Here is a 2,461-nt window from a genome sequence, read left to right on the forward strand (position 1 = left end):
CCAGGGCCGCATCGTCGAGTGCGGCACACCGTCCGAGGTTTTCGAGCACCCGCGCAACGCATACACGCAGCGCCTCATCGCCGCGATTCCCGGCAGGCACTGGAGCCCGCCGACCACGCCCGATCCATGAGAGCACACCGCTCGCCCGCGCGCCGCGGGCGAGCGCAAACACACCTGGCGCTCGGCCCACGGGCGGCCCCATGCGCGGTGGCCGACACGCAAGCGTTGATCGCCGGTAAACGCCACGCCTACGCCCTGTGCCACTCGCTGGGCGCCTGAACCGGCCTGCTTCGGGAAGGTCGCATAGACGCTGGCGGCGCCTCGCGCCTCGCGCCTACTGCTCCGAGGTACTCCGCTTTGGCATTTGCAAGAACAGCAGATCACCGTCACCCAGCACGGGCCTGCTGCGTCCCGGCGAGGCCGGCGCTAAAACCCGCAGAAAAATAAGGTTTTAAAATCATATTTCGTATTTAAAAATGGCAATACATTTGTAATGCAATTGCTATTCATTGGAAAATTTCTATCGAATACCCCATGGAAAGTCATATAAATGTCGCTAAAGTTGCTATATGATCCTTCCAAAAAAAAGGCACTTTTTTTCTTCATCCGCAACCGGCTCAGGAGGTTCTGACATGTTCCGCACTCTCTTCAACACCCGCCGCACCGCCAAAAAGCAACGTGGCCAAGGCATGACCGAATACATCGTCATCGTGGCGCTCATCGGGGTCGCTGCCATCGCGGTCTATCAAGCTTTTGGCGAGACCATCCGAGCGCAAATGTCGGGCATCGCCAACGAGGTCGCGGGCCAATCCGCTCAGACTGCGATCACTGCAGCCGACGCCGCGGCCAAGAAGGCCGATACCGAGCGGAAAGTAAAGGGTCTTGACGCTTACAAGAACAAGTAAGCAACTACCCCATGCACTGCGTCGTCCAACAAGGCGGGCGGGGGGCCGCCCGGCAGCGCGGGCAGGCGCTGATCTACGGCATGTTTGTCGTGATCGGCGCCCTGGCTGCACTGTTCTTCCTGTTCAACACCGGCCAGCTTTCCCAGGAAAAAACCAAGCTGGTGAACACGGTCGATGCAGTGGCCTACAGCGCCGGCGTGATGCACGCGCGGGCGTTGAATTTCAGCGCCTACGGCAACCGCGCGCTGGTCGCCAACGAGGTGCTCGTGGCCCAGATGGTCAGTCTGTCATCGTGGGCGCAGTACGCGGAGACCCGCGTGCAGAACCTGCCAGGCCAATTCCCCGAATGCCTTGATTCAAGCGGCTATTCGCTGTTCTGGACTGGCGGGGCCAAATACGGTGCCAAGTATGGGCTCATGTGCTATGCCGTCGTGCAGTATCTGGGCCAATACATAGAAGATGTAGCCAAGGAGGTGCCGGACCTGACGGAGAAAGTGGTGAAGGCGGCGGAACTCAACAAGAAGGCGATACAGCAAGCCCACAACCTGCTGCATGCCCCGCTCTATTTGCAGAGCCTGCGCGCCGAGGTGATGCAGGACGTCGCCCGGGCCAACTACGCCAATGACGGCAGCGTGGAGGTAGAGCCCCTGGGTCCGGGCATGGCCTCGGCGCTGACCGACGACTGGGGCAGTTTCACGCGCAAGTACAGCGGCCAGGACCGCAAGCGCATGGCCGAACTGGCCAGCTATGCCGCACATACCGACGAATTCACGCGCAAGCGCAAATGGGATTCCTTTGCAGTAGCCCCGGCTTGCTTTACTTCCCGCAGCAGAGTGAGCCGAGGTGGAGGCACCGATCTGGTCAACTATGACGAGTGGATTGCGCAAGACACCGAGTCTTGGTGGGAGGTGCGATACCGCTTTTTTCGTTGCAAATACTGGGAAAATCCCATCGCCTACGGCGAGCAGCAGGCGCATCCCGAGGGCCAGGACCAGGACGATTCAGAGGCATCCCTGGGCGGCGCCCGAGACAACCCGGAGGCATCGAGCATGGCATCGTCCTCGCACTGGATGGGCTACAGCGGCATACCCAGCTACTACGATCTCAGCCAGCAGCAACTGGACAAGAGCGATCCCGCGCTGCAATTCAGTGTGCGCCTGGTCCGCGCACGCAGCGAACTGCGCACCTCCGACGGCAGGAGCGAGATAAGGACCCGCAGCGGCAGCCGCATCAACGCCTACGAAAGCCGGGTGGCCAACGAGGTAATGGCTGCAGTGGCCACCTCCGAGGTGTACTTCGAGCGCCCGATCGATCAGCACGAAAACCTCTACGGCAAAACCCTGAATCGCCCCCGCGAACTCGCCAGCCTGTTCAACCCCTATTGGCAGGTGCGCCTGGTTCATTCAGAAACCGACGTGCAGGCGCAGCAACTGCGCCAGGGAGCGCTCATCCCATGAATAACGCAGCCTTCCGGGGTACGCCGCCGCAGCAGGGCCAGGCGCTGGTCGAATTCCTCACCATTTCTGCGGCCGTCCTTGGCCTGTTCCTGCTGATGC

The 2,461-nt window shown here is 61.0% G+C and carries 2 protein-coding genes; both read left to right on the top strand.

From position 1 onward, the window contains the following. Positions 1–632 precede the first annotated feature (632 nt). The gene (locus tag VTU_RS0114890) at positions 633–905 is read left to right on the top strand and encodes a Flp family type IVb pilin (protein WP_010105524.1); all 273 of its coding nucleotides are present in this window, start codon (positions 633–635) and stop codon (positions 903–905) included. A gap of 11 nt (positions 906–916) precedes the next feature. Further along, positions 917–2,362 (top strand): pilus assembly protein TadG-related protein, encoded by a 1,446-nt coding sequence (locus tag VTU_RS0114895; protein WP_010105525.1) that lies wholly within the window; start codon positions 917–919, stop codon positions 2,360–2,362. The last annotated feature ends 99 nt before the right edge of the window (positions 2,363–2,461 follow it).

The sequence above is a fragment of the Verminephrobacter aporrectodeae subsp. tuberculatae At4 genome, from assembly GCF_000193225.1.
Classification (GTDB): domain Bacteria; phylum Pseudomonadota; class Gammaproteobacteria; order Burkholderiales; family Burkholderiaceae_C; genus Acidovorax; species Acidovorax aporrectodeae.